This window comes from Sphingopyxis granuli (genome assembly GCF_001559015.1).
Lineage (GTDB): Bacteria > Pseudomonadota > Alphaproteobacteria > Sphingomonadales > Sphingomonadaceae > Sphingopyxis > Sphingopyxis granuli.
In genome coordinates this window covers 3,844,922-3,868,399 of record NZ_CP012199.1, presented here as the reverse complement: position 1 = coordinate 3,868,399, position 23,478 = coordinate 3,844,922, and the positions used below count along the sequence as shown (strand labels likewise).

Annotated in this window: 19 protein-coding genes; 13 read left to right on the top strand and 6 right to left on the bottom strand. The window is 68.9% G+C overall.

Going from position 1 to position 23,478, the window contains the following annotated elements; genetic code table 11:
• Positions 1 to 8: 8 nt before the first annotated feature.
• From SGRAN_RS17740 to SGRAN_RS17695, 10 genes are all read left to right on the top strand, one after another.
• On the top strand, positions 9 to 917 hold the full coding sequence (locus SGRAN_RS17740; protein WP_210434166.1) for a transposase: 909 nt from the start codon (positions 9 to 11) through the stop codon (positions 915 to 917).
• Positions 918 to 1,007: 90 nt separating this feature from the next.
• The gene (gene lepA, locus SGRAN_RS17735; protein ID WP_067110284.1) at positions 1,008 to 2,831 is read left to right on the top strand and encodes a translation elongation factor 4; all 1,824 of its coding nucleotides are present in this window, start codon (positions 1,008 to 1,010) and stop codon (positions 2,829 to 2,831) included.
• A gap of 62 nt (positions 2,832 to 2,893) precedes the next feature.
• Positions 2,894 to 3,508, top strand: coding sequence for a GNAT family N-acetyltransferase (locus SGRAN_RS17730; RefSeq protein WP_067110287.1), 615 nt, complete (start codon positions 2,894 to 2,896; stop codon positions 3,506 to 3,508).
• Positions 3,509 to 3,558: 50 nt separating this feature from the next.
• Complete coding sequence (locus SGRAN_RS17725) at positions 3,559 to 4,938, top strand: amidohydrolase family protein (protein WP_067185853.1); 1,380 nt, start codon at positions 3,559 to 3,561, stop codon at positions 4,936 to 4,938.
• Complete coding sequence (locus tag SGRAN_RS17720; RefSeq protein WP_067187158.1) at positions 4,928 to 6,052, top strand: dipeptidase; 1,125 nt, start codon at positions 4,928 to 4,930, stop codon at positions 6,050 to 6,052. The genes SGRAN_RS17725 and SGRAN_RS17720 overlap by 11 nt, the downstream gene beginning before the upstream one ends.
• A 329-nt stretch (positions 6,053 to 6,381) precedes the next feature.
• Positions 6,382 to 8,601: a TonB-dependent receptor gene (locus SGRAN_RS17715; protein ID WP_082737337.1), complete on the top strand. Its 2,220-nt coding sequence runs from the start codon at positions 6,382 to 6,384 to the stop codon at positions 8,599 to 8,601.
• Positions 8,602 to 8,605: 4 nt separating this feature from the next.
• Complete coding sequence (locus tag SGRAN_RS17710) at positions 8,606 to 9,988, top strand: MFS transporter (RefSeq protein ID WP_148650918.1); 1,383 nt, start codon at positions 8,606 to 8,608, stop codon at positions 9,986 to 9,988.
• Complete coding sequence (locus SGRAN_RS17705; protein WP_067185847.1) at positions 9,975 to 11,690, top strand: thiamine pyrophosphate-binding protein; 1,716 nt, start codon at positions 9,975 to 9,977, stop codon at positions 11,688 to 11,690. Before SGRAN_RS17710 ends, SGRAN_RS17705 begins: the two co-directional genes overlap by 14 nt.
• Positions 11,691 to 11,695: 5 nt before the next feature.
• Complete coding sequence (locus SGRAN_RS17700; RefSeq protein ID WP_067185846.1) at positions 11,696 to 13,189, top strand: class I adenylate-forming enzyme family protein; 1,494 nt, start codon at positions 11,696 to 11,698, stop codon at positions 13,187 to 13,189.
• Positions 13,190 to 13,208: 19 nt separating this feature from the next.
• Positions 13,209 to 14,243: an LLM class flavin-dependent oxidoreductase gene (locus SGRAN_RS17695; protein WP_067185844.1), complete on the top strand. Its 1,035-nt coding sequence runs from the start codon at positions 13,209 to 13,211 to the stop codon at positions 14,241 to 14,243.
• Between the two features lie 27 nt (positions 14,244 to 14,270).
• On the opposite strand, the gene SGRAN_RS17690 is transcribed toward SGRAN_RS17695, so the two are convergent.
• From SGRAN_RS17690 to SGRAN_RS17670, 5 genes are read right to left on the bottom strand one after another with little or no spacing between them, the layout of a single operon-like run.
• Positions 14,271 to 15,359, bottom strand: coding sequence for a zinc-binding dehydrogenase (locus SGRAN_RS17690; RefSeq protein ID WP_067185842.1), 1,089 nt, complete (start codon positions 15,357 to 15,359; stop codon positions 14,271 to 14,273).
• Complete coding sequence (locus SGRAN_RS17685; protein ID WP_172709671.1) at positions 15,356 to 16,624, bottom strand: cytochrome P450; 1,269 nt, start codon at positions 16,622 to 16,624, stop codon at positions 15,356 to 15,358. Before SGRAN_RS17685 ends, SGRAN_RS17690 begins: the two co-directional genes overlap by 4 nt.
• Before the next feature lie 42 nt (positions 16,625 to 16,666).
• Positions 16,667 to 17,440, bottom strand: a complete 774-nt coding sequence (locus SGRAN_RS17680) for an SDR family NAD(P)-dependent oxidoreductase (RefSeq protein WP_067185838.1) — start codon at positions 17,438 to 17,440, stop codon at positions 16,667 to 16,669.
• Complete coding sequence (locus tag SGRAN_RS17675; protein WP_067185836.1) at positions 17,440 to 18,228, bottom strand: alpha/beta fold hydrolase; 789 nt, start codon at positions 18,226 to 18,228, stop codon at positions 17,440 to 17,442. Before SGRAN_RS17675 ends, SGRAN_RS17680 begins: the two co-directional genes overlap by 1 nt.
• Complete coding sequence (locus SGRAN_RS17670) at positions 18,225 to 19,877, bottom strand: FAD-dependent oxidoreductase (RefSeq protein ID WP_067185834.1); 1,653 nt, start codon at positions 19,875 to 19,877, stop codon at positions 18,225 to 18,227. The genes SGRAN_RS17675 and SGRAN_RS17670 overlap by 4 nt, the downstream gene beginning before the upstream one ends.
• Positions 19,878 to 20,022: 145 nt before the next feature.
• Here SGRAN_RS17670 and SGRAN_RS17665 point away from each other — a divergent pair, with 145 nt between their 5' ends.
• The 3 genes from SGRAN_RS17665 to SGRAN_RS17655 all read left to right on the top strand — a co-directional run bounded on the left by SGRAN_RS17665 (position 20,023) and on the right by SGRAN_RS17655 (position 22,355).
• Positions 20,023 to 20,520, top strand: a complete 498-nt coding sequence (locus tag SGRAN_RS17665; protein ID WP_237233556.1) for a flavin reductase family protein — start codon at positions 20,023 to 20,025, stop codon at positions 20,518 to 20,520.
• A 171-nt stretch (positions 20,521 to 20,691) separates the two neighbouring features.
• On the top strand, positions 20,692 to 21,438 hold the full coding sequence (locus SGRAN_RS17660; protein WP_076078102.1) for a FadR/GntR family transcriptional regulator: 747 nt from the start codon (positions 20,692 to 20,694) through the stop codon (positions 21,436 to 21,438).
• A 2-nt stretch (positions 21,439 to 21,440) separates the two neighbouring features.
• Positions 21,441 to 22,355 carry an SMP-30/gluconolactonase/LRE family protein gene (locus SGRAN_RS17655; RefSeq protein WP_067185831.1) on the top strand — a complete coding sequence of 305 codons (915 nt, stop codon included), beginning with the start codon at positions 21,441 to 21,443 and terminating at the stop codon, positions 22,353 to 22,355.
• Positions 22,356 to 22,371: 16 nt separating this feature from the next.
• Here the strand turns inward: SGRAN_RS17655 and trmB are convergent, their stop codons facing one another.
• Positions 22,372 to 23,103, bottom strand: coding sequence for a tRNA (guanine(46)-N(7))-methyltransferase TrmB (trmB, locus tag SGRAN_RS17650; protein ID WP_067185829.1), 732 nt, complete (start codon positions 23,101 to 23,103; stop codon positions 22,372 to 22,374).
• Between the last annotated feature and the right edge of the window lie 375 nt (positions 23,104 to 23,478).

Sequence of the window (23,478 nt, the reverse complement as noted above, 5' to 3'; positions counted from 1 at the left end):
AGAATATCATGCCGCGCCCGATCGCCGCGCCCACCGCGCCCGAATATGATCTGGAGGAGGTGGCAGCGCGCCTCGACGAGGCCGGCGTCGACCTCGAATGCGAGGACAGCGTCGCCCGCTGCGCGGTGCTTCTCGCAGGTTTGGCGAACAACCGCGATTTTCTTGCCGACCGCGTGATCGCCGAGCTCAAGGCGAGCTATCGCGACCAGCTCGAGGCGAACCGTTATTCGGCGCAGGTCTTCCTGCTCCACCGCAGCCGTCGCGGCTATTTCATCCGCGCCAACATGTGGCCGGCCGAGCGCGACGCGGCCTATGCCGCCAGCGGCGCCGCCGCCTTCGCCTACGGCCTGCCGCACGACCATAATTTCTCGTTCCTGACCGTCGGCTATTGGGGGCCGGGCTATATCAGCGACTATTATGATTATGACGCGGAGGCCGTCGACGGCCGCCTCGGCGAGCCGCTGAACCTGCGCTTCGTCGAGCGCAGCAGCCTGAGCGAAGGCACGATGATGCTCTATCGCGCCCACCGCGATATCCACAGCCAGCTCCCGCCCGAACGGCTGTCGGTCAGCCTCAACATCATGGACGAGGGCGAAGCCGTTCCGTGGCGCGACCAGTATATCGTCGATCTCGAAAGAGGCACCATCGCCCGCCGCCCGACGATCACCGCGGCGGAAATGCTGCTGCGCTGCGCGGTCCACCTGACAGACGAGGGCAAGGACGTGGCCGACCATTTCGCTGCCGCGCACCCGGTTCCCCGCGTCCGCGCCACCGCGCTTGCCGCGCTGGCGGCGGTGGAGGACGGCGGGGGCAGGGCGGCGGTGCTCGAACGCGGGCTGCGCGATAAGGACGCGCGGGTGCGTGACGATTGCGAGCGTTGGCTGGCCGGTTGCTCCCCACCGGACGCCGGCCCGTAAAAACCGCCTTTCCTATATTATCCCGCTATGCCGGCCTCCCGCCGTCACGCCTGCTGACAGCGCCCTCAACCCCTGCTAACGGGCGGCGCCATGACAACGCCTCTTTCGCATATCCGCAACTTCTCGATCATCGCGCACATCGACCATGGCAAGTCGACGCTCGCCGACCGGCTGATCCAGTTCACCGGCGGCCTCACCGAGCGCGAAATGTCGGCGCAGGTACTCGACAATATGGACATCGAGAAGGAGCGCGGCATCACGATCAAGGCGCAGACCGTGCGCCTGTCGTACAAGGCGCACGACGGCGAAACCTATCAGCTCAACCTGATGGACACGCCGGGCCACGTCGACTTCGCCTATGAGGTGTCGCGCAGCCTTGCCGCCTGCGAAGGCGCGCTGCTCGTCGTCGATGCGGCGCAGGGGGTGGAGGCGCAAACGCTCGCCAACGTCTATCAGTCGATCGAGCATGATCACGAGATCGTCCCGGTCATCAACAAGATCGACCTGCCCGCCGCCGACGTCGACAAGGTGAAGGCGGAGATCGAGGACATCATCGGCCTGCCCGCCGACGATGCGGTGCTCGCCTCGGCCAAGTCGGGAATCGGCATCGAGGACGCGCTCGAAGCGATCGTCGCGAAGATTCCGCCGCCGAAGGGCGACCCCGCCGCGCCGCTGGTCGCGATGCTCGTCGACAGCTGGTACGACCCCTATCTGGGCGTCGTCATCCTCGTCCGCGTCGTCGACGGCGTGCTGAGGAAGGGCCAGCAGATCAAGTTCATGCAGGCGGGCACCACCCACCTGATCGACCGCGTCGGCTGCTTCACGCCCAAGCGGCAGGACCTGACCGAAATCGGCCCCGGCGAGATCGGTTTCATCACCGCGCAGATCAAGGACGTCGCGCAGGCGCGCGTCGGCGACACGGTGACCGACGCGAAAAAGCCCGCCGCGGCGCCGCTGGCGGGGTTCAAGGAGGTGCAGCCGGTCGTCTTCTGCGGCCTCTTCCCCACCGACGCCAACGATTTTGAGAAGCTGCGCGAAAGCATCCAGAAGCTGCGCCTCAACGATGCGTCGTTCAGCTTCGAGATGGAGACGAGCGCCGCGCTGGGCTTCGGCTTCCGCTGCGGTTTCCTCGGCCTGCTGCACCTCGAGATCATCCAGGAGCGGCTGACCCGCGAGTACGACCTCGACCTGATCACCACCGCGCCGTCGGTGGTCTACAAGCTCAAGCTCACCCGGTCGAAGGACGGCGGCCCGACCGAGATGGAGCTGCACAACCCCGCCGACATGCCCGACCCGAACCGGATCGAGGAGATCGAGGAGCCGTGGATCGAGGCGGTGATCTATGTCCCCGACGAATATCTCGGCGCGATCCTCAAGCTGTGCCAGGACCGCCGCGGCATCCAGAAGAACCTCACTTACGTGGGCGGCCGCGCGCAGATCACCTACGAACTACCGCTCAACGAAGTGGTGTTCGACTTCTACGACCGGCTCAAGAGCATTTCGCGTGGCTATGCCAGCTTCGACTATCACCAGATCGGCCACCGCCCCGGCGACCTCGTCAAGATGAGCATCCTCGTCAACAACGAGCCGGTCGACGCGCTGTCGATGATCGTCCATCGCGGCAGCGCCGAGGCGCGCGGGCGCGGCATGTGCGAGCGGCTCAAGGACCTGATCCCGCGCCACATGTTCAAGATTCCAATCCAGGCCGCGATCGGCGGCAAGGTGATCGCTCGCGAAACCATCGCCGCGCTCCGCAAGGACGTGACCGCCAAATGCTACGGCGGCGACGCGACCCGCAAGAAGAAGCTCCTCGAAAAACAGAAGGAGGGGAAGAAGCGGATGCGCGAATATGGCAACGTCAACATCCCGCAGGAGGCGTTCATCGCCGCGCTGCGGATGGGCGACGACGCCTGAGGCTGGCCATCGCCGCCGCGGCGGGTTAGCTTCGCGCTTCCGCAGCGACGGAAGGACAGGCGATGGAGCAGGCCCGGGCAAGGCCGATCGACAATATCGTCGTGTGCAGCCGGCTCACCGACGGGACGGCGGTGTGTCTGCGCACGATTACGCCCGACGATGCCGACCTGCTGCGGCAGGGGATCGCGAAGCTGTCGGCGGAGGCGCGCTATCTGCGCTTCTTCTCGCCGGCGCCAACGATGCCCGACGCGGTGGTCGAACGGCTCGCCGACGTCGACGGGCACGATCACATCGCCTGGGGCGCCATCTGCACCGAATGCGAGGGCGAGCCGGCGATCGGCGCGGTGCACGCGGTGCGGCATCACAGCGACGGGCGCGTCGGCGAATATTCGATTGCAGTGCTCGATGCCTTCCACGGACTGGGGCTGGCGCGGATGATGACCGCGGCGCTGCTCGTCGACTGTCTCGCGGCCGGGCTGACGACGCTCGACATCCATATCCTGTCGCACAACCGCGCGGCGGCCCGGCTGATCACCGCGATGGGCGCGCGCCGCAAGCTCGAATCGGCGGGGGTCGCCGACTATGAACTCGACGTCGCGGCGGGGCTCGAATCGCTGCGGCAGGATCGGGATTTTCCAGGGGTGCAGGACGTGCTGCGCCAGCTCGGCGCGGCGTGATGCGCGCCCGGCGATTGCGGACGGCGGGCAGTGGGGCTAGCGCCATCGCCATGTCTGCGTCGTTCCCGCGCCCGTCCGCCATCCCGGCTTTCCTCCGCTCGCTCGTCTTTGCGGCTTCGCTGTTGGCGGCCGTTCCGTCGAGTGCGGCCGAGGCGATACTCTATACCGACGTGACGCTCATCGACGGAACCGGGGCGCCGGCGCGTCCCGGTCAGGACCTATTGATCGAGGGCGAGCGGATCGTCGCGGTGGGCGCGCACGGCAGCCTGGGGGAACGCGCGCGGACAGCGCGCACCGTTCCGCTGCCGGGCCGCTTCGTCATCCCCGGATTGATCGACAGCCACGTCCATCTGGCCACGCCGCCGAACCGCGCGCGGGCGGAGGCGATCCTCCGCCGCCAGCTCTACGGCGGTGTCACCGCGGTGCGCGACATGGCGGACGACCTGCGCGCGGTCGGCGAACTGGCGCGCGCATCGCTGGTCGGCGAGATAGCGGCGCCCGACATCTATTATGCCGCGCTGATGGCGGGGCCGCCCTTCTTCGCCGATCCGCGCGTCCTCGCGGTGACGCGGGGGTTCGCGCCGGGCACCGCGCCGTGGATGCAGGCGATCGACGCAAAGACCGACCTGCGTCTGGCCGTGGCGCTGGCACGCGGCACGGCGGCGACCGCGATCAAGATCTACGCCGACCTGCCCGCCGAGCGGGTCGCTGCGATCACCGCCGAGGCGCACCGCCAGAAGCTGATGATCTGGGCGCACAGCGCCGTCTTTCCCGCCCGCCCGGCGCAGGTGATCGAGGCGGGCGCCGATGTCATCAGCCATGTCTGCTACCTGGCCTATGAGGCGCAGCCGGTAATGCTCGCCGCCTATGAGGATCGCACGCCGGTCGACGAGGCTTTGCTGGCCCCGACGGGCGACGATCCGGTGGTCGGCCGCCTCTATCGGATGATGCGCAAGCAAGGCACGATCCTTGATGCGACGGGCAGCCTGTTCGTCAAGTTCGAGGCCGAGCGCAAGGCGGATTCGGGCAAGAAGCCGCTTCGCTGCAGCGGGGCGCGGACGATCGCGCTGACCCAGCAGGCGTGGCGGGCGGGCATACCGATCTCGACCGGCACCGATTTCGTCAACCCGGCCGGCGACCCATGGCCCGCGGTCCATGCCGAGCTGCTTTATCTCGCCCACGACGTCGGCATGTCGCCGCTCGCGGTCATCCATTCGGCGACGCTCGTTGGCGCGCGCGCGGCGGGACAGGACAGCGACATGGGGTCGATCGAACCTGGCAAATTGGCGAATCTTGTCGTTCTTCGCGCAGATCCTCTTGCCGACATCGGCAATATCGGGAGCATCGAGATGACGGTGAAGCGCGGCCGGGAATTCCGTCGCGCCGATTATGTCGTCCTGACGGCCGCGGAGCTTGGCGATGACGATTGACCGGCGGGCGCTGCTGGCCGGCGCGGCGGGGCTGGCGGCGACATCGCTGGGATCGTCCGCGGTGCGCGCCGCGGCGGCGCCCGGCCGCGCGAACCGGCTGATCGTCAATGCGCTCGGCGGCCTTTCCGATCCCAATGTCGAGGGCGCCGACGATCCCTATTCGCCGCGCGTGCTGGCCGAAGCGCGCGAATCGGGCGTCACCGCGATCAACTGCACCTTCGGCTATGTCGCCGGTCCCGACGACCCGTTCGAGGCGAGCGTCCGCGACGTCGCCAAGGCCGATGCGCTGCTCCGCCGCCACCCGGCCGATCTGCTCAAGATCTTCAGCGCCGCCGACATCCGCCGCGCCGGGGCCGAAAGGAAGATCGGCATCCTCTACGGCTTCCAGAACGGCGCGATGCTCGGCGATGACGCGAGCCGCGTCGACCTGTTCGCCGACATGGGCGTGCGCATCTTCCAGCTCACCTACAATCCCGCCAACCGGCTCGGCGACGGCGCCATGGCGCCCGAGAATCGCGGCCTGACGCCCTTCGGGCGGGAGGTCGTCGAGCGGCTCAACGCGCAGCGCATGATCGTCGACCTGTCGCACAGCGGCGAGCGCACCTGCCTGGAGGCGGCGCGGCTGTCGACGGCCCCCATCTCGATCAACCACACCGGCTGCCGCGCCGTGACCGATCTGCCGCGCAACAAGACCGACGCCGAACTGCGGCTGGTCGCCGAAAGGGGCGGCTTCGTCGGCATCTATTTCATGCCGTTCCTCGCCCGGTCGGGCCGCGCCCGCGCCGCGGACGTCGTCGCGCATATCAACCATGCGGTGAACATCTGCGGAGAGGATCATGTCGGCATCGGCACCGACGGCACCGTGACCGCGATCGACGATCTCCACGCATATCAGGCCGTCCTCGCCAAGGAGATCGCCGAGCGCCGCGCCGCCGGGATCAGCGCCGCCGGCGAGCGGCCGGACACCTATCCCTTCGTCGTCGACCTGCGCGGACCCGGCCAGTTCTTCAGGCTGATCGACCTTCTGTCGGCCCATGGCTATTCGAGCGGCCGGATCGAGAAGATCATGGGACTCAATTTCCTGCGCCACGCGGAAACCGTCTGGGGCAGTTGACGGGCGCGGGCGTTCCCGCCCGATCCGACAGATCGCAAAGAGCATAGTGACGAAATGGCGAGACCGCGCTTCGCGATGCGCGGTTGAAATCGCGGGCGGCAGTCGCGCGCCCGATCCCGCCGCTTTCACCCCTTCGACAAGTCGAATTTGACGGGCCCGTCGCCGGGCCCGCCGGCGCTGCCTTTCCCTTGGGCAGGGCGGTCGCATCGCCAAGTCCGTGAAGCCCCTCCAACCGAAATTTCGTCGACAGGCTTGATTTATCATAATCAGATAGATAATTCATAGGAAAATAACCGTTCGAACAACGAGCGGTCTTGGGGAGAGAAACGATGGCAAATATCTACCGGAAAAGGATTTTCTTGTGCTCGGCGGCTCTTTCCGTGCTGACCGCGGCCAACCCCGTCGGCGCGCAAACCACCGCGACGAGCAGCGCGAGTCACGTCGATTCGGGCGATGCGGAGATCATCATCACCGCTCAGAAGCGCGAGGAGCGGTTGGTCGACGTTCCCATTTCGCTGACCGCGCTCACCAGCGATCAACTGGCCGCGGCGGGCGTCACGCAATTCCACGACCTGTCGCAGGTGGCGCCGGGCTTCACCTCCGAACAATATGGCGATGCGCGGGCCGGGCGCATCATGCTGCGCGGGGTGACGTCGCAGCAGGACAACCCCGGCAAGCAGTCGTCGGTCGGCGTCTTCCTGGATGGCGTCTTTCTGGCCCGCTACGGCGCGGCGACGGGCGAACTCGCCGATATCGAGCGCGTCGAGATCCTGCGCGGTCCGCAGGGGACGCTGTTCGGCGCCAACACGGCGGCCGGGCTCGTCAATATCGTCACGCGGCGTCCGTCGCTGTCGGGCGTCGAAGGCTTCGTCGAGGGTGTGGCGGCCGAGCATGACGCGTTCGAACTGCGCGGAAGCGTGACCGGGCCGCTGGTCGAGGACCAACTCGGCATCAGCGTTTCGGCCTATCATGTGCGCCGGGGCGGCCTGACGCACAATGCGACCACCGGCCGTTCGGTCGACAATCTGCGCCGCAGCGGCGGGCGGGCGAAACTCTATTATCGCGGCGAGGGCTTCGATGTCCTTCTGTCGGGCGATTATCTGCGCGAACGGTCCGAATGCTGTTCGGCGATTCCCGTGGCCTGGACCCCCACGGCCAACGTCTTCGGTGTCCCGATCGTGTCGCTGATCCCCGCCGGATCGCCCTATTCGCGCCAGACGATCCAGAACAGCCGCAACCTCAACCCGAACAGCGGCGGCGGGGTTTCGGCGGAGATCAACGTCGATGTCGGGGATCATGTGCTGACGTCGGTGACGGCGTGGCGGCGCTGGGACGTCACGCCGATCAGCGATATCGATTCGCTGCCGCTCCGCCTGCTCGACGATTTCTACATCGATCAGCGGCACGATCAGTTCAGCCAGGAATTGCGGATCGCTTCGCCCTCGGGACAGCGCGTGACCTATGTCGCGGGCCTCTATTATTTCGCGCGGCGATCCGACGATCTGGAAATATTGCAGCCGCGCGCCGACGCCGCGGCCGTCATCCTTCCGGGTCAGCGCGGCGACACCACCATCGCGTCGCGGCTGAACGACAAGAGCTATGCCGCCTTCGCGCACGTCGATTTCAACCTGACAGACCGTCTGACCCTGTCCGCCGGCGGCCGCTATACCCGCGAGGATCAGGACGTCGATTTCACCCAGACGTCGGGCAACGTCGCCTATGCTTCGCTGGGCAATCGCCAGCAGTCGCGGCGGGAGTCGCAGTTCACCTGGGTCGCCAACGCGCGCTACAGCCTGCAGCGCGACCTCAACCTCTATGCCAGCGTGGCGCGGGGGTTCAAGCCGGGCGGGTTCGACCTGACGCGCCTTCCGAACTTCAACAATTTCGAGTTCGACGCGGAAAAGAACACCAATTACGAAATCGGGCTGAAGGGCAATATCCTCGACCGCAAGCTGCGCTTTTCGGCGGCCCTGTTCTGGACCGATTACCAGAATTTTCAGGCGCAGGCCTTCGACGGCCTGAATCTGGTCACGCGCAATGCGGAGCTTTTCCGCATCAAGGGCGGCGAACTGGAGGTCACCGCCCTCCCCACCGAGGGGCTGACGCTGCAGTTCCAGACGTCCTACACCCATGCGCGTTACGTGGACTTCACCGACGGTTCGTGCGTTCCCGGAATCGCGCCGCCGTGCGACCTGTCGGGCAAGCGGTTGCCGAACGCACCCGAATGGACGCTGGGCGGATCGGCCGAATATCGCGCACCGCTGACGGGGTCGCTGACCGGCTATGGCCGGATCGACGGCAGCCACAAGAGCAGCGTCTTTTATCAGCAGAACCTCGACCCCTATGCCTTCCAGGGGCCGCGCACGATCATCAACGCGCGGCTGGGAATCGAAACGGCGTCAGGGCTGACGCTCGAAGCCTTCGCGCGGAACCTGTTCAACGACAAATATGTGAACTTCGTCTATCCGTCGCCGCTGTCGACCGGCCTGTACGTCGGCTACGTCGGCGATCCGCGCCAGTTCGGCGTCCGCGCCCGCTACAGCTTCTGACCGCGTGACGACTCTCTCCGTCATGGGCAGGGGAAGGGGGCAGAGGCCATGGGCGGCGGCCGGGGCACCGGTCGTCGTCCTGCTGCTTGGCCTGCTGTATATCGTTTCCTATCTCGACCGCCTGATCCTGGCGCTGCTGGTGGCGCCGGTGCGCGCCGAATTCGGCATCAGCGACACCGCCATCGCCCTGCTCGTCGGTCCGGTCTTCGCGCTGTTCGGCGGCGTGTTCGCCTTGCCGATGGGGTGGCTCGCCGACCGCGTCCGGCGCACCCGGCTGATCCTCGCCGGCGTCCTGTGCTGGACGACCGCGACGATCGCGACGGCCTTCGCGCCCAGCTTCGAAACGGTCGCGATCCTGCGCGTCGGGGTCGCGGTGGCGGAGGCCGTGCTGTTCCCGGCGGCGATCTCGATGATCGCCGACCTGTTCCCGCCCGACCGCCGCGCGGCCGCGACGAGCGTTTTCGTCGGCTTCGGCGTGTTCGGCGCCTTCGGTGCCTTCATGCTGGGCGGCGTCGCGGTGCAGTTGCTGGGCAGCGAGCCGGTCGCGATCGGCAGTCTGTTTCTGGCGCCATGGCGGGCAACGTTCGTCGTCGTAGCGCTGCCGGGCCTGTTGCTCGCCGCGCTGTTCGCCGCGGCGGTGCGCGAGCCGCCGCGCACCGCGTCGATCCGCGCGGCCGGGCCGGTCGATGCGGCGCCGACGTCGCCCGAGCGTGTTTTCGCGCGCCGGAACATGCCGCTGTTCGTCCTTCTTTTCGTCGCCTCCGCGCTTGGGCAGGCGATCGTGCTGGGCGTCAGTTCGTGGTTGCCCAGCCTGCTGGTCCGCGACTTCGGCTTCGAGGCGGGGCAGGCGGGAATCTGGTTCGGGCTGTCCGGCGTGACCGCGGCTCTCGCCGGACTGGCGGCCGCGCCGCGCATCGCCGGCCATTTCCGGTCGCGCGGCCGCATGGACGCGCTCCCGCTGATCTGCGCCGGGGCGATCGCGGTGGGGGCGGTGCCATTGCTCGCCGGTTTCGCGGCCCCGTCGGCGCCGATGCTGCTGCTGTTGCTCGCGGCCGGATATTTCTTTCTCGTGCCCTCGGGCACCTACGCCATCTTCGCGATCAACTGGACGGTGCCGCCGCGCGCGACCGGCCTGTTCGCCGCCGTCTACACGCTCGTCAATTCGCTGGTCGCGGTCGGTTGCGGGCCGATGGTCGTGGCGATGGTGTCCGACCGGCTGGGAGGCGGGGCCAATCTGTCGTCGGGAATGGTCGTGCTCGTCGTGGGCGCGGGGACGCTGTCCATCCTGCTGCTGCTCGCGGCGCTGCGCCCCTTTTCCCGCCTTTGCGAAACCATCGAACGGCCGGTTCCCGGTCCGTCTTCAAGGGGTCAATATGAAACAGAATGAAACCCAGCGCCAGTTCGGCGACGCCCTGATCGAATGCCTGGAGGCGGTCGGCGCCACCGTGTGCTTCGGCGTGCCGGGCGGGCAGACCATTCCCCTCTATGCCGCCGCGCGCCGCCATGGGTTCCGCCACGTGATGATGCGCGACGAGCGCAATGCCGCCTGCGCCGCCGATGCCTATGCCCGTGTGTCGGGCCGGATCGGGGTGTGCGACGCGACGGTCGGTCCGGGGGCGACCAACCTCGTGTCGGGGCTGGCGGAAGCCTATGCCTCCGCGATCCCGGTCCTGGCGATCGTCGCCGACGTGAAGACCGAGCGCGAGCATCTGCGGGTGCGCGGCGTCGCCTCGCAGGCGATGGAGCAGCAGGCGATGCTGCAGGGCGTGACCAAGCGGGTCAGCCGCGTCCACGCGCCGGAGGGCTTGCCCGACGTCTTTGCCGAGGCGGTGCGCACCGCCGTGACCGGCCGCGCCGGCCCCGCGGTTCTCGAGATTCCGGAGGACATCTTCTTCGCGCCCGCCGCCGGCGCGGCCGTGGCGGCGGACCCCGAGGCGGGGCGCTGGCCGCGCTACGGCGCCGCGCCGCGGACCGAGGATGTCGCGCAGGCGGCCGAGCTGCTGGCGCAGGCACAGCGTCCGCTGATCCTCGCCGGCGGCGGGGCGCTCAGCAGCCGCGAGGCGGACGAGGTGGTCGCGCTGGCCGAACGATGTTCGATCCCCGTCGTCACTTCGATCAACGGCAAGGGGGTCATCGACGAATATCATCCGCTGTCGCGCGGCGTCGTCGGCGTGTTCGGATCGGTCGAAGCCAGCGTGGCGCTGCGCCAGGCGGATGTGGTGCTGGTGCTGGGGTCGAAATTCGCCCAGTTCAATTCCTTCCTCTGGCGCCTGCCGTCGGCGCGGCAGACGCTGATCCATGTCGACAGCGACGGGGCCGAACTGGGGCGCGCGATCCCGGCGCGGCTCGCGATCTGCGCCGACGCGGGGCGCACCGCTCGCCGCCTGCGCGAGGCGCTGGGCGACGCGGCGCCGCGCGCGGCGTGGCAGACGGACCTTTCCGAATGCCCCGCGCAGCCGGGCACGGCCGAGGGCGATCCGCGCGTCGCGCCGGAGCAGGTGATCCTCGCGCTGTCCGACCTTGCGGACGAGGACTGCGTTCTAGTGTCGGACGCCAGCCTGGCGTCGGGGTGGACCGCTTCGCGCTATCGCGTGCGCGGCAGCGGGCGGCATTTCCTGGCGCCGCGCGGGCTGGCCGGGATCGGCTGGGCCGGGGGCGCCGCCATCGGCGCGGCGCTGGCGCTGGGCGACCGGCCGGGCGGGCGCGTCGTGGCGGTGTCGGGCGACGGCGCCACCTCCTATTGGATCGGCGAGGTCGAAACGGCGGTCCGGCACCGGCTGCCGATCGTCTTCGTCATCCTCAACAACGCCGGCTTCGGCTGGATCATGCAGGGCGAGAAGATGCTCGACATCGAGCCGCGCTCGACCTTCGGACCGGTCGATTTCGCGGCGATGGGGCGGGCGATGGGCGCGCGCGGCTATCGCGCCGAAACGCTCGAAGAGGCGCGGGCGGCGCTGCGCGAGGCGTGGCAGGGGGAGGGGCCGGCGATCGTCGATATCCTGACCTCGGAGGACGCCTCGCCCAGCGTCGACTGGGGCAGCCTCGATCCGGCGGCGGCCTCGGCCTATGGCGCCTACGGGATGGGGTGACGGCGATGGACGATTTTCATCCCCTGCATCTCCACTGGAAACCGCGCCGATACGACAGGGGGCCGCTGGTGCGCGACGCGCGGCGGGCGCTGTCGTCCGCTGATTTCGCGGCCGAGGTCGCCGGTCTCGCGCTGCTGTTCGTGCAGAAGGGGGTCGGGCGCGGCGACGTGGTCGCGACGATGCTGCCGAACCGGATCGACATCGTCGTCGCGATGTTCGCCGCGTGGCGGATCGGCGCCGCCTTCATGCCGATCAACCCGGCGCTGACCAGCGCCGAAGCGCTGTATCAGGCCGCGGATTCGGGAAGCCGGCTGATCCTGGTCGACGCCGCCGCGCGCGAGCGCCTGACGGGGACGACGGCGACGCTGCTGCCGGTCGATGCGCCGCCCGAGCGATCGGCGGCGGTCCTGCCCGACGCGGCGGTGGCGGCCGACGACACCGCGCTGCTCATCTACACCAGCGGCACGACGGGGCGGCCCAAGGGCGTGATGCTGAGCCACGGCAACATCGACGCGATGCTGCACTCGATCCACGGCGCGCTGCGGCTCGATGGCGACCTGTCGCTGCTCGTGATGCCGCTGTTCCACGTCAACGCCCTGCTGGTCAGCATCCTGGCCCCGCTCGCGGCGGGCGGCGGCGCATGCATCCTCGAACATTTCGACCGGCACAGCTTCTGGCAGAGCGTGCGCGACAGCGGCGCGAGCTATTTCTCGGGCGTGCCGGCGATGTATCTGCTGCTGACCGCCGAACGCGGCGCCATCGCGCCGGCGCCCCGGCTGCGCTTCGCCATCTGCGGCGCCGCGCCGATGCCCGCGCAGGCGATCGGGGCGTTCGAGGCGCGCTACGCCGTGCCGGTCCTCGAAGGTTACGGGCTGACCGAATCGACCGTCGGCGCGACCCTCAACCCCCTCGACGGCCCGCGCCGCCCCGGCAGCGTCGGCCGCGCGATGCCGGGCATCGAGGTCGCCATCGTCGGCGAGGACGGGGCGTTCTGTCCGCCCGATACGGTCGGCGAGGTCGCCGTCCGCGGCGGCAACGTGATGAAGGGCTATCTGCGCCGGCCGGAGGATAGCGCCGCGGTGCTGGTCGACGGCTGGCTGCGGACGGGCGACCTCGGCCGTCTGGACGGCGAGGGATGGCTGACGCTGGTCGGGCGCAAGAAGGACCTCATCATCCGGGGCGGGGAGAATATCTATCCGTCCGAAGTCGAAGAGGCGATCATGGCGACGCACCTCGTTGCCGAAGCCGCCGTGGTCGGCCGGCCCGACGCGGTGATGGGCGAGGTGCCCGTCGCCTTCGTCGTCGCGCCCGAGGGCGGCGATGCCGACGCCCTAATCCCCGCGCTGCAGGCGGAGATCGAGAAGGCGCTCGCGCGGTTCAAGCGCCCCGTCGCCTATCATCTTCTGGACAGCCTGCCGCGCAATCCGATCGGCAAGATCGACAAGCCGGCGCTGCGACAGCGGCTCGAACGGGCCGCGCAGCCGGCGACCGCCCCCTAATCAGACAAAGGAGACGATCATGAAATTCGGACTTTTCGGCGGCGCCGCCCGCGGCGCGGACCAGTCGGGCGACAGCCAGTCCTATCGCAGCTTCGTCGATTATGTCGTCGGCGCGGAGGAACTGGGGTTCGATTCGCTGTTCCTCGTCGAGCATCATTTCACCGGCGCTGGCCAGCTCAGCGCCTCGATGACCCTGCTGTCCTATCTGGCGGGGCTGACGACCAGCATGCGCCTTGGCACCGGGGTCACGGTACTGCCGTGGCACAATCCGGTCCTGATGGCGGAGCAGGCGGCGACGGTCGACGTGGTGTCGGACGGGCGGCTCGATTTCGGCATCGGCCGCGGCTATCGCCCCAACGAGTTCCACGGCTTCATGGTCGATCCCGCGACCGCCCCGGCGCGCTTCAACGAGGCCATCGAACTGATCCTGAAAAGCTGGACGACGCGCGAACGCTGGTCGCACGACGGCGAATACTGGCACTATCGCGATATCCTTGTCGAACCGCAGCCGGTGCAGCAGCCGCACCCGCCGATCTGGGTCGCCGCCCAGAGCGAGGCGTCGGTGCGACAGGCGGCGGCACGCGGACAGTCGCTGATGCTCGACCAGTTCAGCGACACCCGGACCATCGGTCAGCGCATCGCCTGGTATCGCGACGAGCAGACCCGGCGCGGCGTGGCGTCGCGGCCGCACCAGATCGCGGTGACGCGCGGACTGTTGCTCGTCGACGACGAGGCGAAGCGGACCGGGGAAATTGAACGCCGGCTGAAAGCCATCGCGATGCTCGCCGCGACCGCGCGCGTGCCGGGCGAGGAAAGCGAAGCGCCGGTGGTGGGGTCGCAGATGCTCGATTCCTCGCGCGACGCGACCGAGGCCTCGACCGTGATCGGTACCCCCGAGGCGTGCGTCGCCCGCCTGAAGGAACTGGAGGCGGTCGGCGTCGACTATGTGCTGTTCAACGATCCGTGGGGCGGCATCGAACGGCTGCGCTTCTTCGCGAAAGAGGTGATGGGGGCGTTCGCGGCGCAGCCGGCCGAGGATCGGGCGATCGCCTGACGGGGACGCCCCGGTCGCCGGACCCTCTCACCGGCGGCCGGGGCGGATCACCGCGCGCAGTATCTCTCCGCGCGACAAGGCGTCGAGCCCCGCGTTCACGTCGCCCAGCGCCAGCGTGCGGCTGACGAAGCCGGCGAGATCGAGCCGGCCGCTTTCGGCCAGCCGGACGAAAGCGGGAAAGTCGCGGCGGATGTTCGCCGAACCGAACAGCGCGCTCGACAGGCGCTGTTCGGACAGGAAGAAGGGCAGGGCGGCCAGCTCGAACGTCCCGTCCGCCGGCGGCATGCCGACGATGACGATTTCCCCCGAACGGCGCGTGATCGCCTGCGCCTGCGCCACGGTGGCCGGGGCTGCGACCGCATCGATGGTCGCGTCGACGCCCAGTCCGCCGGTCGCGGCGCGGACGGCCTCGGCCGGATCGCCCGCCCCCGGGTCGATGACCAGCGTCGCGCCCCGGCGCCGGGCATCGTCGCGGCGCGCGGGGTTGGGGTCGATGGCGACGATCGTCGCCGCACCCTTCAGGCCCGCGCCCAGGATAGCGGCGAGTCCCACGGTGCCGCAGCCGATGACCGCCAGCGACCCGCCATGCGACAGCTGGGTCCGGTTGAGAACGGTCGACAGGCCGGTGGTGACGCCGCACCCGATCAGGGCCAGCGATTCGGGCGGCTGATCGGTATCGACCGCGACTAGCGATGCCCGGTCGATCACCATTTCCTCGGCGAAGGTTCCGAGCCCGAAAAGGCCGGTCGCGACCGATCCGTCGGCGCGGCGCGCGCGGGGCACCGATCGCAGGTGAAGCGACTGGACGCAGATATGCGGGCGGCCGGAGGCGCACTGGATGCAGTGGCCGCATGCCGGCGCCGACGAGCTGATGACCGTGTCGCCGGCCTTCAGCCCCGCGACATGGCTGCCGACGGCCAGCACGGTGCCGCTCGCTTCGTGCCCCATCAGCAGCGGCGATCCATAGCTGTGATCGCCGCGGCGCACGGCGACATCGGTCTGGCAGAGCGCGGTGGCGTCGACGCGGACATGCACGTCGGTCGGCCCGAGCGGCAGGCTCTCCACCTCTTCCAGCCGCAGTGCCTCGCCGGGCGCGACGAAGATCGCGGCCTTCATCCCCACATCGCCGGCACGCCGGTCGGCATGCGATACATCAGGCCGGTGATCTGCGGCGGCGGCTGGCTGTCGTCGAACCGCAGGTGCGGCAGATGGTCGAGCAGGGCGTTCAGCGCCGCCGTCAGCTCCATCCGCGCCACCTGCGACCCGGCGCAATAATGAACCCCGGTCGAAAAGGACAGGGTGACGCGCGGGTTGCGGTCGGCGATGAAGCTGTCGGGATCCTCGAAGCGCGCGGGGTCGCGGTTGGCGGCGCCGATGGCCGGCTCGACGATCGATCCCGCGGGAATCTCGACGCCGGCGACGACCATGTCGCGCGTGGCGAGCCGGGGCGGCGCGAACAGCACCGGGCCGTTCCAGCGCAGCAGTTCCTCGATGACGCGCGGAATCCGGTCGCGGTCGTGATAGAGGCGTTCGAGCAGCTCGGGCCGTTCGAGCAGCGTGACGAGCAGGATGCCGAGCGAGCGATAGGTGGTGCCCGCCCCCGCCGGCAGCAGGTTGTTGATCAGGCCGAGCAGGTGGCGCTCGCTGATCTTCTGATGCACGCCGTCGAGCTCGATCTCGCGTTCCAGCAGCATGCTGACGATGTCGTCGCGCGGATTGCGGCGCCGGTCCTCGATGATTCCGCGCATATACTCCTCCACCGCCAGCCGGGCATTGCGCGCCTCGTCGGGCGTCGCGGCCGCGATCTGGAGCATCGCGGCCCATTCGTGAAAGCGCTCGAGGTCCTGCGGCCGGATACCAAGCACCATCGCGATGACATAGACGGGGAACTCGGCGCAATATTCGAAATAGAGATCGGTGCGCCCCTTCGCCTTGAACCCTTCGATCAGATGGTCGAGGCGCGGCCGGACGAACCCGCGCCACAGGTCGAGACCGTGCCGTGTGAAGGCGGGCTGGACGAGGGCGCGGAACTTGCGATGCTCGGGATCGTCGGAGCCCATCAACGACACTTCACCGAAGACATATTCGGTCATCTTGCGGATGCCGGCGTTCGAAAAACCGATATTGTCCTGCAATATCTGTTCGGTCACGTCGTAGCCGACCGAGATGAAGCGCGGCGCGTCGGGCCAGACTTCGGCCATCGGATCGGGCACGCCGAACAGGTCGAAGGTCGATCCGCGGTGGATCGGCCCCTGCCGGCGCAATTCGGCGAGCTTCGGATAGGGGTCGGCCACGCGTCCCGCCCCCGTTCGGCTTGTCGTGCGCCGTTCCCAGTCCTCGCGGCCGACGCCGGCCACCATGTCCATGTTAGTGTCTGTCATCATATCTTTCATTCATGTTGAAGCGGGAGAAAAGGCGGGGCGTCAGAAGGCGAGGCCGCCGCCACCGTCGACGACGAGCGTCTGGCCGTTGACGAAGGACGCCGCCGGGCTGAGCAGGAACAGGATCGCGCGCGCCATGTCCTCCGCCTCGCCGAGCCGGCCCAGCGGCGTGCGCGCAAGGACGTCGCGGCCATAGGCGCCCGCGGTGATGTCGCCGAGGCGGGGGGTGCGGGTGATGCCGGGGGCGACGGCGTTGGCGCGATAGCGGCCGGCCGCGGACACGGCGTGCCAGCGGGTCATCCCGGCGATGGCGGCCTTGCCGGCGGGATACCAGCCATTCTCCGCCGCGCCGCCGCGCCCGGCAACCAGCGAGGGCGGCGGTCCCCCCGCGATGGCTCCCGCAACCGATGCGACATTGACCAGGCTGGCGTGCGCGGCCGGTTCGGGCAGCGCGACCGCCCAGGCGGCGGTGACGCGCTGCACGCTGCCGGCCGTCTGCGCCAGGCCTTCCTCGATGGTCAGCGGCAGCGACGAAGGCGGTCCCGCATTGTTCACCAGATGCAGGATCGGACCATGTTCGGCCGCGATCCGCGCCATGTGCGTCGCCACGGTTTCGGGTTCGCCGGTGTGGAAGACATGGGGGTGAAAGGCCGGGCCGAGGTCGAGGCCGTGCAGGCGGTCAGCGTCGATATCGACCCCGATCACCGTCAGTCCGGCTTCGCACAGCATTTGCGCCGTGGCGGCGCCGATGCCGCTGGCGGCGCCGGTGACGATCGCCGAACTGCCTGCCGGGAAACCGAGGAAATCGAAAGCCATCAGCAGTCTCCTTGCGCCTGCGCCGCGCGCTCCACGGCCGCGGCAAATGCGGCGGGCTGGTCGATCGACACGAAATGCCCGGCCCCCGGCACGATCTCGCTCGTCGCATGGGCGACGCAGTCGAGCGCGGCGGGGGCGCATTCGGCGGCGGGGCCCTTTTCACCGAACAGGAAATGGGTGGGGACGGTCAGCGCCGCGAGCGTCGCCATGACGTCATGCGCGCGGATCGCCTCCATCGCGGCGATCATCGCCCCGGCGCCCGCTCGCGCACGGTCGCTGTTCCAGCGCGCCAGCAGGTCGGCGGCGAGCGGCGAGCAGAGGCGCGCCTGCACCGCGTCGAAATCCTGCTGCGGCGTGCCGAACATCCGGTCGACCAGCGGCCACGCCGCATCCCACCATGCGCGCGGGCGCACCTGCATCTCGACGAGCAGCAGCGCCTTCACGCGCTCCGGCGCCCGCGCCGCCAGCGCCGCCGCGATGAAGGCGCCGATCGAATTGCCGACCAGCACCGCGGGTCCGATGGCCTGACGCGCCAGTATCTCGCCCAGCACGGAGGCGCGTTCGTCGATCGACAGGGCCGCATCGGCTTCGTTCGATGCGCCGTGGCCGGGCATGTCCCAGCCGATCAGCGCGAAACGGGGGATGAGGAGGGGCAAGCTGCGTTCGAACTCGTGCACCGAATGGCCGTTGCCGTGCAGCAGCACGACCGGATCGCCGCTTCCGGCACGATAGATGGTCACCGGCCCAGCCGATGTCGATTCGACGCTTTTCGTCCTGTCGCCGCTCATTCCGCGCCTCCTTGCGCCGCGTGGAGGGCCGCCCGCCGGCCGAAGAGCATGCCGGGCGCGATCGAGGCGCCGGCGCCCGGATAGCAGGGGCCGAAGATGCCGCTGGCATTGTTGCCCGCCGCATAGAGCCCCGCGATCGGGCGCAGCGCCGGGTCGAGCGCACGGCCGTGCAGGTCGGTGCGCACCCCGCCCGCGGTGCCGACATCGCCCGGATAGAGCCGGACGGCATAGAAAGGCGGCTGCTCGACAGGCCCCAGATTGGGGTTCGGCCGGACCCGGCGGTCGCCGTAATAGCGGCTGATCGCCTTCGATCCGCGTCCATGGTCGTCGTCGCGGCCCGCGCGCGCGCCGGCGTTGAAACGGTCGAGGGTGTCGCGCAGCCGCTGGAGGGGAAGGCCCGTTCTTTCGGCCAGTTCGTCGACCGAACCCGCGCGGATCAGATAGCCGCTTTCGATCCAGCCCGGCGGGGTGACCATCGGCGGCGCCATTCCGAACGCGTACCGGCTGCGATGCCGGCTTTCGAGGATCAGCCAGCTATGATCGGTGCCCAGCGCGGCGTGGCGTGCGATCATGCGCTGGCCGACCTCCATATAGGGCCCGGCCTCATCCATATAGCGCTCGCCCGCGACGTCGACGACCAGCGAATGCGGAAAGCAGCGATCCCAGACATGGACCATCGGACCGGCGGGCGTCTTGGTGCCCGGGACCCACCACGCCTGGTCCATCATCGCCATCTCGGCGCCCGCACCGGCCGCGGCGCGGATGCCGTCGCCCATGTCGCCGGCCGGCGCCATGGTCGCATCGACGCCGACCGGCGCCTGATGAATCTGGCGCAGGCCCGCGTGGCGGGCGAAGCCGCCCGTCGCCAGCAGGACGCCCCGGCGTGCGATCACCCGGACCCGCTTGCCGTCGCGGTCGAGCACCGCACCGGCGACGCGGCCCTCCTCGACGATCAGTTCGACGAGGGGCGTGCCGCGCCAGACGGCGACGCCGCTTCGCCTTGCCGCCAGCAGCAGGCGGCCGATCAGCGCCTTGCCGCGGGTCGCGGGCCGGGCGCCGGTCAGCCGTGCCTTCGCCGATCGCGCCGCGACGCGCAGCGCCGCGCGTGCCGCCGCCAGCGAGCGTATGCCGAGCGCCATCGTCGACACCTCGACCGAATGGGCGGTCGAGAAGAGCGCCCCCGGCGCCAGCCATTCCTCTGCCTCGCCCAGCGCGCGCAGGTCGAGCGCGTCGCAATAGAGCGTGCGGCCCGCCTCGCGCCCGCCGGGCAGTTCCGCATAATAGTCCGACCAGCCGCGCGCATGGCGCAGCGCGAGACCCTGATCGTCGAGAAAACGGGCGAAGGCGGGGCTTTCGCGGACGAATATCTTCATGCGCTCCCGGTCGACCTCGTCGCGGCCGGGCCCGATCAGCGCCTCCAGATAGCGCAGGCCGTCCTCGCACGAATCGGCGACGCCGGCGCGTTCGAGCACATGGCTCGCGGGCAGCCAGACCGTCCCCCCAGACAGCGCCGTGGCGCCGCCGAGCCAGGCCTCCTTCTCGGCCAGCAGCACGTCGAGCCCCGCAAGGCGCGCGGCCAGCGCCCCGGTCAGCCCGGCCGCACCGCCGCCGAGCACCAGAAAATCGCAATGATGATCGCCCTCTCGCAAGACCTTCCCTTTTTTCTATTTACATATAAATTATACAACTGATTGTGGAAAGCAACCTTTTTGAGGCGCTTGCCGGGAAGCCGATGCGCGGCGTGCCTCCGGAAAGGATGGCACGTCGCGGACGGGATGGAAGAGGAGAGAGGATTTGACGAACGCCGTTCTGCCCGATGCGGGCGATATTGCCGGTGCGCTGAAACTGGGCCTGCGCCGGCTCGCCAAGGCGGTGGTGGTCGTCACCGCACATCGCGGCGACGCACGCGCGGCCATGACCGCGACCGCGGTTTCGGAACTGTCGCTGGACCCGCCGTCGCTGCTGGTCTGCGCCAACCGCTCGGCGTCGATGTTCCCCCTGCTGAAGGACGGGGCCGATTTCTGCGTCAACATATTGGACGGCTCGCACCGGGCGATCGCCGACCGGTGCGCGGGCGGCGCGGCGGGCGATGCGCGCTTTGCGGAGGGTGACTGGCGGCAAGCGGCCAACGGCGGATGGGTGTTGGGCGACGCACAGGCCAGCTTCGCCTGTGCTTTCGAACAGGCGCATTTCTATGGCACGCACGGCATCTTCATCGGCCGGGTGATCGATGTGCGGATCGCGGGAGAGGTTGGCCCGCTGATCTATGTCGACGGCGCTTTCCGGTCCTGATGCGGTGCGAGGAAACAGGGCCAGTTTCCCATTGGCTTTTCATTTCGTATAAATTATCAAACTGATTATGGAGATCAAGTCCATTGGATGACTTCCCGCGGGAGGATGGCTAAGAACGAAATGGAAAGCGGTCGCGAAGGGACGCGGGGCAAGGCGTTGAAGGGGCAAATGATGACGGATGGGATGTCGCCCGTGCGAATTCCCAAGGCGGCGGAGATCATCGCGCAGGCCATCCGGCGACGGATCGTCCTGGGCGACCTGAAGGAGGGCGACCTGCTCCCCGCCGAAGCGGACCTGATGGCGCAGTTCGACGTATCGCGCCCGACCTTGCGCGAAGCGATCCGCCTGCTCGAATCCGAAGGGCTGGTGCGCGTGCTTCGGGGCGCCAAGGGAGGCGTGCGAATCTGTCCGCCGCAGGAGGATTCGGCGGCCCGCACCCTGGGCTTCCTGCTTCAGTTCCGCGGCGCGACATTGGCCGAGGTGCTCGACGCCCGCTCGTTCATCGAGCCGCGGCTGGCGGCGGGGCTGGCGGCCTCGGCGACCGCCGACGATATCCAGACGCTGCGCGATCACCTGGCCCACGAGGCGGAGGTGATCGAGGATTTCGCGCGCTTCGGGCGCGCCACGGCCGACTTCCACCGGGTGCTGGTCGAACGCGCCGGCAACGTCGCGCTGGGCGTGATCGTCAGCATGCTCGACGACATCTTCCTCCGCCATGTCGAGCGCTTCCTCAGCAGGTCGCGCCCGGACCAGCTGGCGCTCAACCAGCAGGCGCTGTCCAACCATCGGGCGCTGGTCGACGCGATCGCGGCGCACAAGCCGAAGCGCGCCGAGTCGGTGTGGGAGGACCATATGGACCAGTTGCGCACGGTCATCATCGGCGAGCTGGGCCAGACGACGGTGCTCGATCTCTATTGACGATGGAGGCCGCCCTTGTCGCCGAGGGTCTGGGCTTTCCCGAAGGACCGGTGATCCTGCCCGACGGCTCGCTCGCGGTGGTCGAGATTCGCCACGGTCAGGTGACGCGCATCGCGCCCGACGGGACGAAGCAGGTCATCGCCAAGGTCGGCGGCGGCCCCAACGGCGCGGCGTTGGCCCCCGACGGCGCGTTGATCCTCTGCAACAACGGCGGCTACCAATGGGCCGAGAGCGACGGATGGGCGGTGCCCGTCGGCGCGGCGGCGGACTATGCGGGCGGGTCCATCCAGCGGCTCCGCATCGCGGACGGACGGGTCGAGACGCTGCTGAAGGCGGTCGACGGTCGTCCCCTGTCGGCCCCGAACGACATCGTTTTCGATCGGGATGGCGGCTTCTATTTCACCGATACCGGGAAGCATCACCGGCATCACAGCGACCATGGACGCATATGCTATGTGGACGGCGCCGGCGCGCGGACGGTGGCCGAACCGCTCGACCAGCCGAACGGCATCGCGCTCTCCCCCGCCGGCGACCGCCTCTATGCGACCGAGACGGCGACCGCGCGCGCCTGGTGGTGGGAGGTCGAGCGCCCCGGGGTGCTGTGCGGCGGCCGCACCTTCATGGGCGCGGGCGGCGGCAACTTCCTGTGGGCCGAGCCCGGCTACGCCTACTACGACAGCATGGCGGTCGAGGCGAACGGCAATCTGTGCATCGGCACGCTGCTGCAGGCCGGCATCGCGATCGTCGGCCCCGACGGCGAGAGGATCGGGTTCGTCGATCTGTCCGACCTCGACCCCGCGATCACCAATATCGCCTTTGGCGGCAGCGACATGCGGCATGCCTATGTCACGGCGTCCGCGACCGGCCGCGTTTATCGCCTCACGTGGCCGCGGCCCGGGCTGCGGTTGAATTTCTGAGGCCGGATGCGGCGTTCTATCTACGCCGCCAGCGGAAATACCAGACCTCGTGCCCCTGCGCGCGGGCCTTGGCTTCGTAGCGCGTTTCGGGCCAGCCGCCGGGACGGACGAGGAAATCGTCGGCGGTCCGTGCCAGCCACTCGAACTGGTGGCGGTGGCGGCGCATCACCATCAGCGCGTGCGCGAGATAGATCGGGTGATCGGTGCCGAAGCGGAACTCGCCGCCGGGCTTCAGCTTGGCCGCGATCAGGTCGACCGGCCCGTCGTTCATCATCCGCCGCTTGGCGTGCCGCGCCTTCGGCCATGGGTCGGGATGGAGCAGGTAGACGAAGGACAGCGCGCCGTCGGGAATGCGGCGCAGCACCTCCAGCGCGTCGCCATGATGGATGCGGACGTTGGCGAGCGGCGGATGCGTGCCCCCCTTTCCCGCGAGATGCGGATCGCCGCTGACGTGGACGAGCGCCTGCGCGACCCCGTTGAGGAAGGGTTCGGCGCCGATGAAGCCGTGATCGGGCAGCATGTCGGCCCGCGCCGCCATATGCTCGCCGCCACCGAAGCCGATCTCGAAATGCAGCGGGCGGTCGAAACCGAACAGGCGCTCGGCGGTCACCGGCCCCTCCGCCGGCACCGCGATCTGCGGCAGCAGGTGGTCGACCAGATCCTGCTGGCCCGCGCGCAGGGGCTTGCCCTTGGCGCGGCCGTAGAGGCGGTTGAGCGTGGTCGGATCGCCAGATTTATAAGCCGTCATGCCGCGCGCGTTAGCCGTGCCGCGCCGGGCGGGCAAGGCGGGGCGATGCGCGGGCCGTTGGCGTCCTGTGGCGCGGCGAAGGCGTTAAAGCCGCAAAAACCCTGCACGCGCGCGCCGCAATTATGTCTTTTGTGCTTTAGAGCATCGAGCATTAAATCTGAACCGTTTGCCCTGAGCTTGTCGAAGGGGCCGTTCTTTCTTTTGGCGCCGCAAGAAGAAGGACGGTGCTTCGACAAGCTCAGCACGAACGGCAGAAAGGGCGATGCAGGTTTAATGCGCGATGCTCTAGGCGCATGATGACATTGGGCAGACGCGTGATTGCGAGCGACGAAGCCGCGCGGCAATCCAGAGCAGGCGCAAACCGCTCTGGATTGC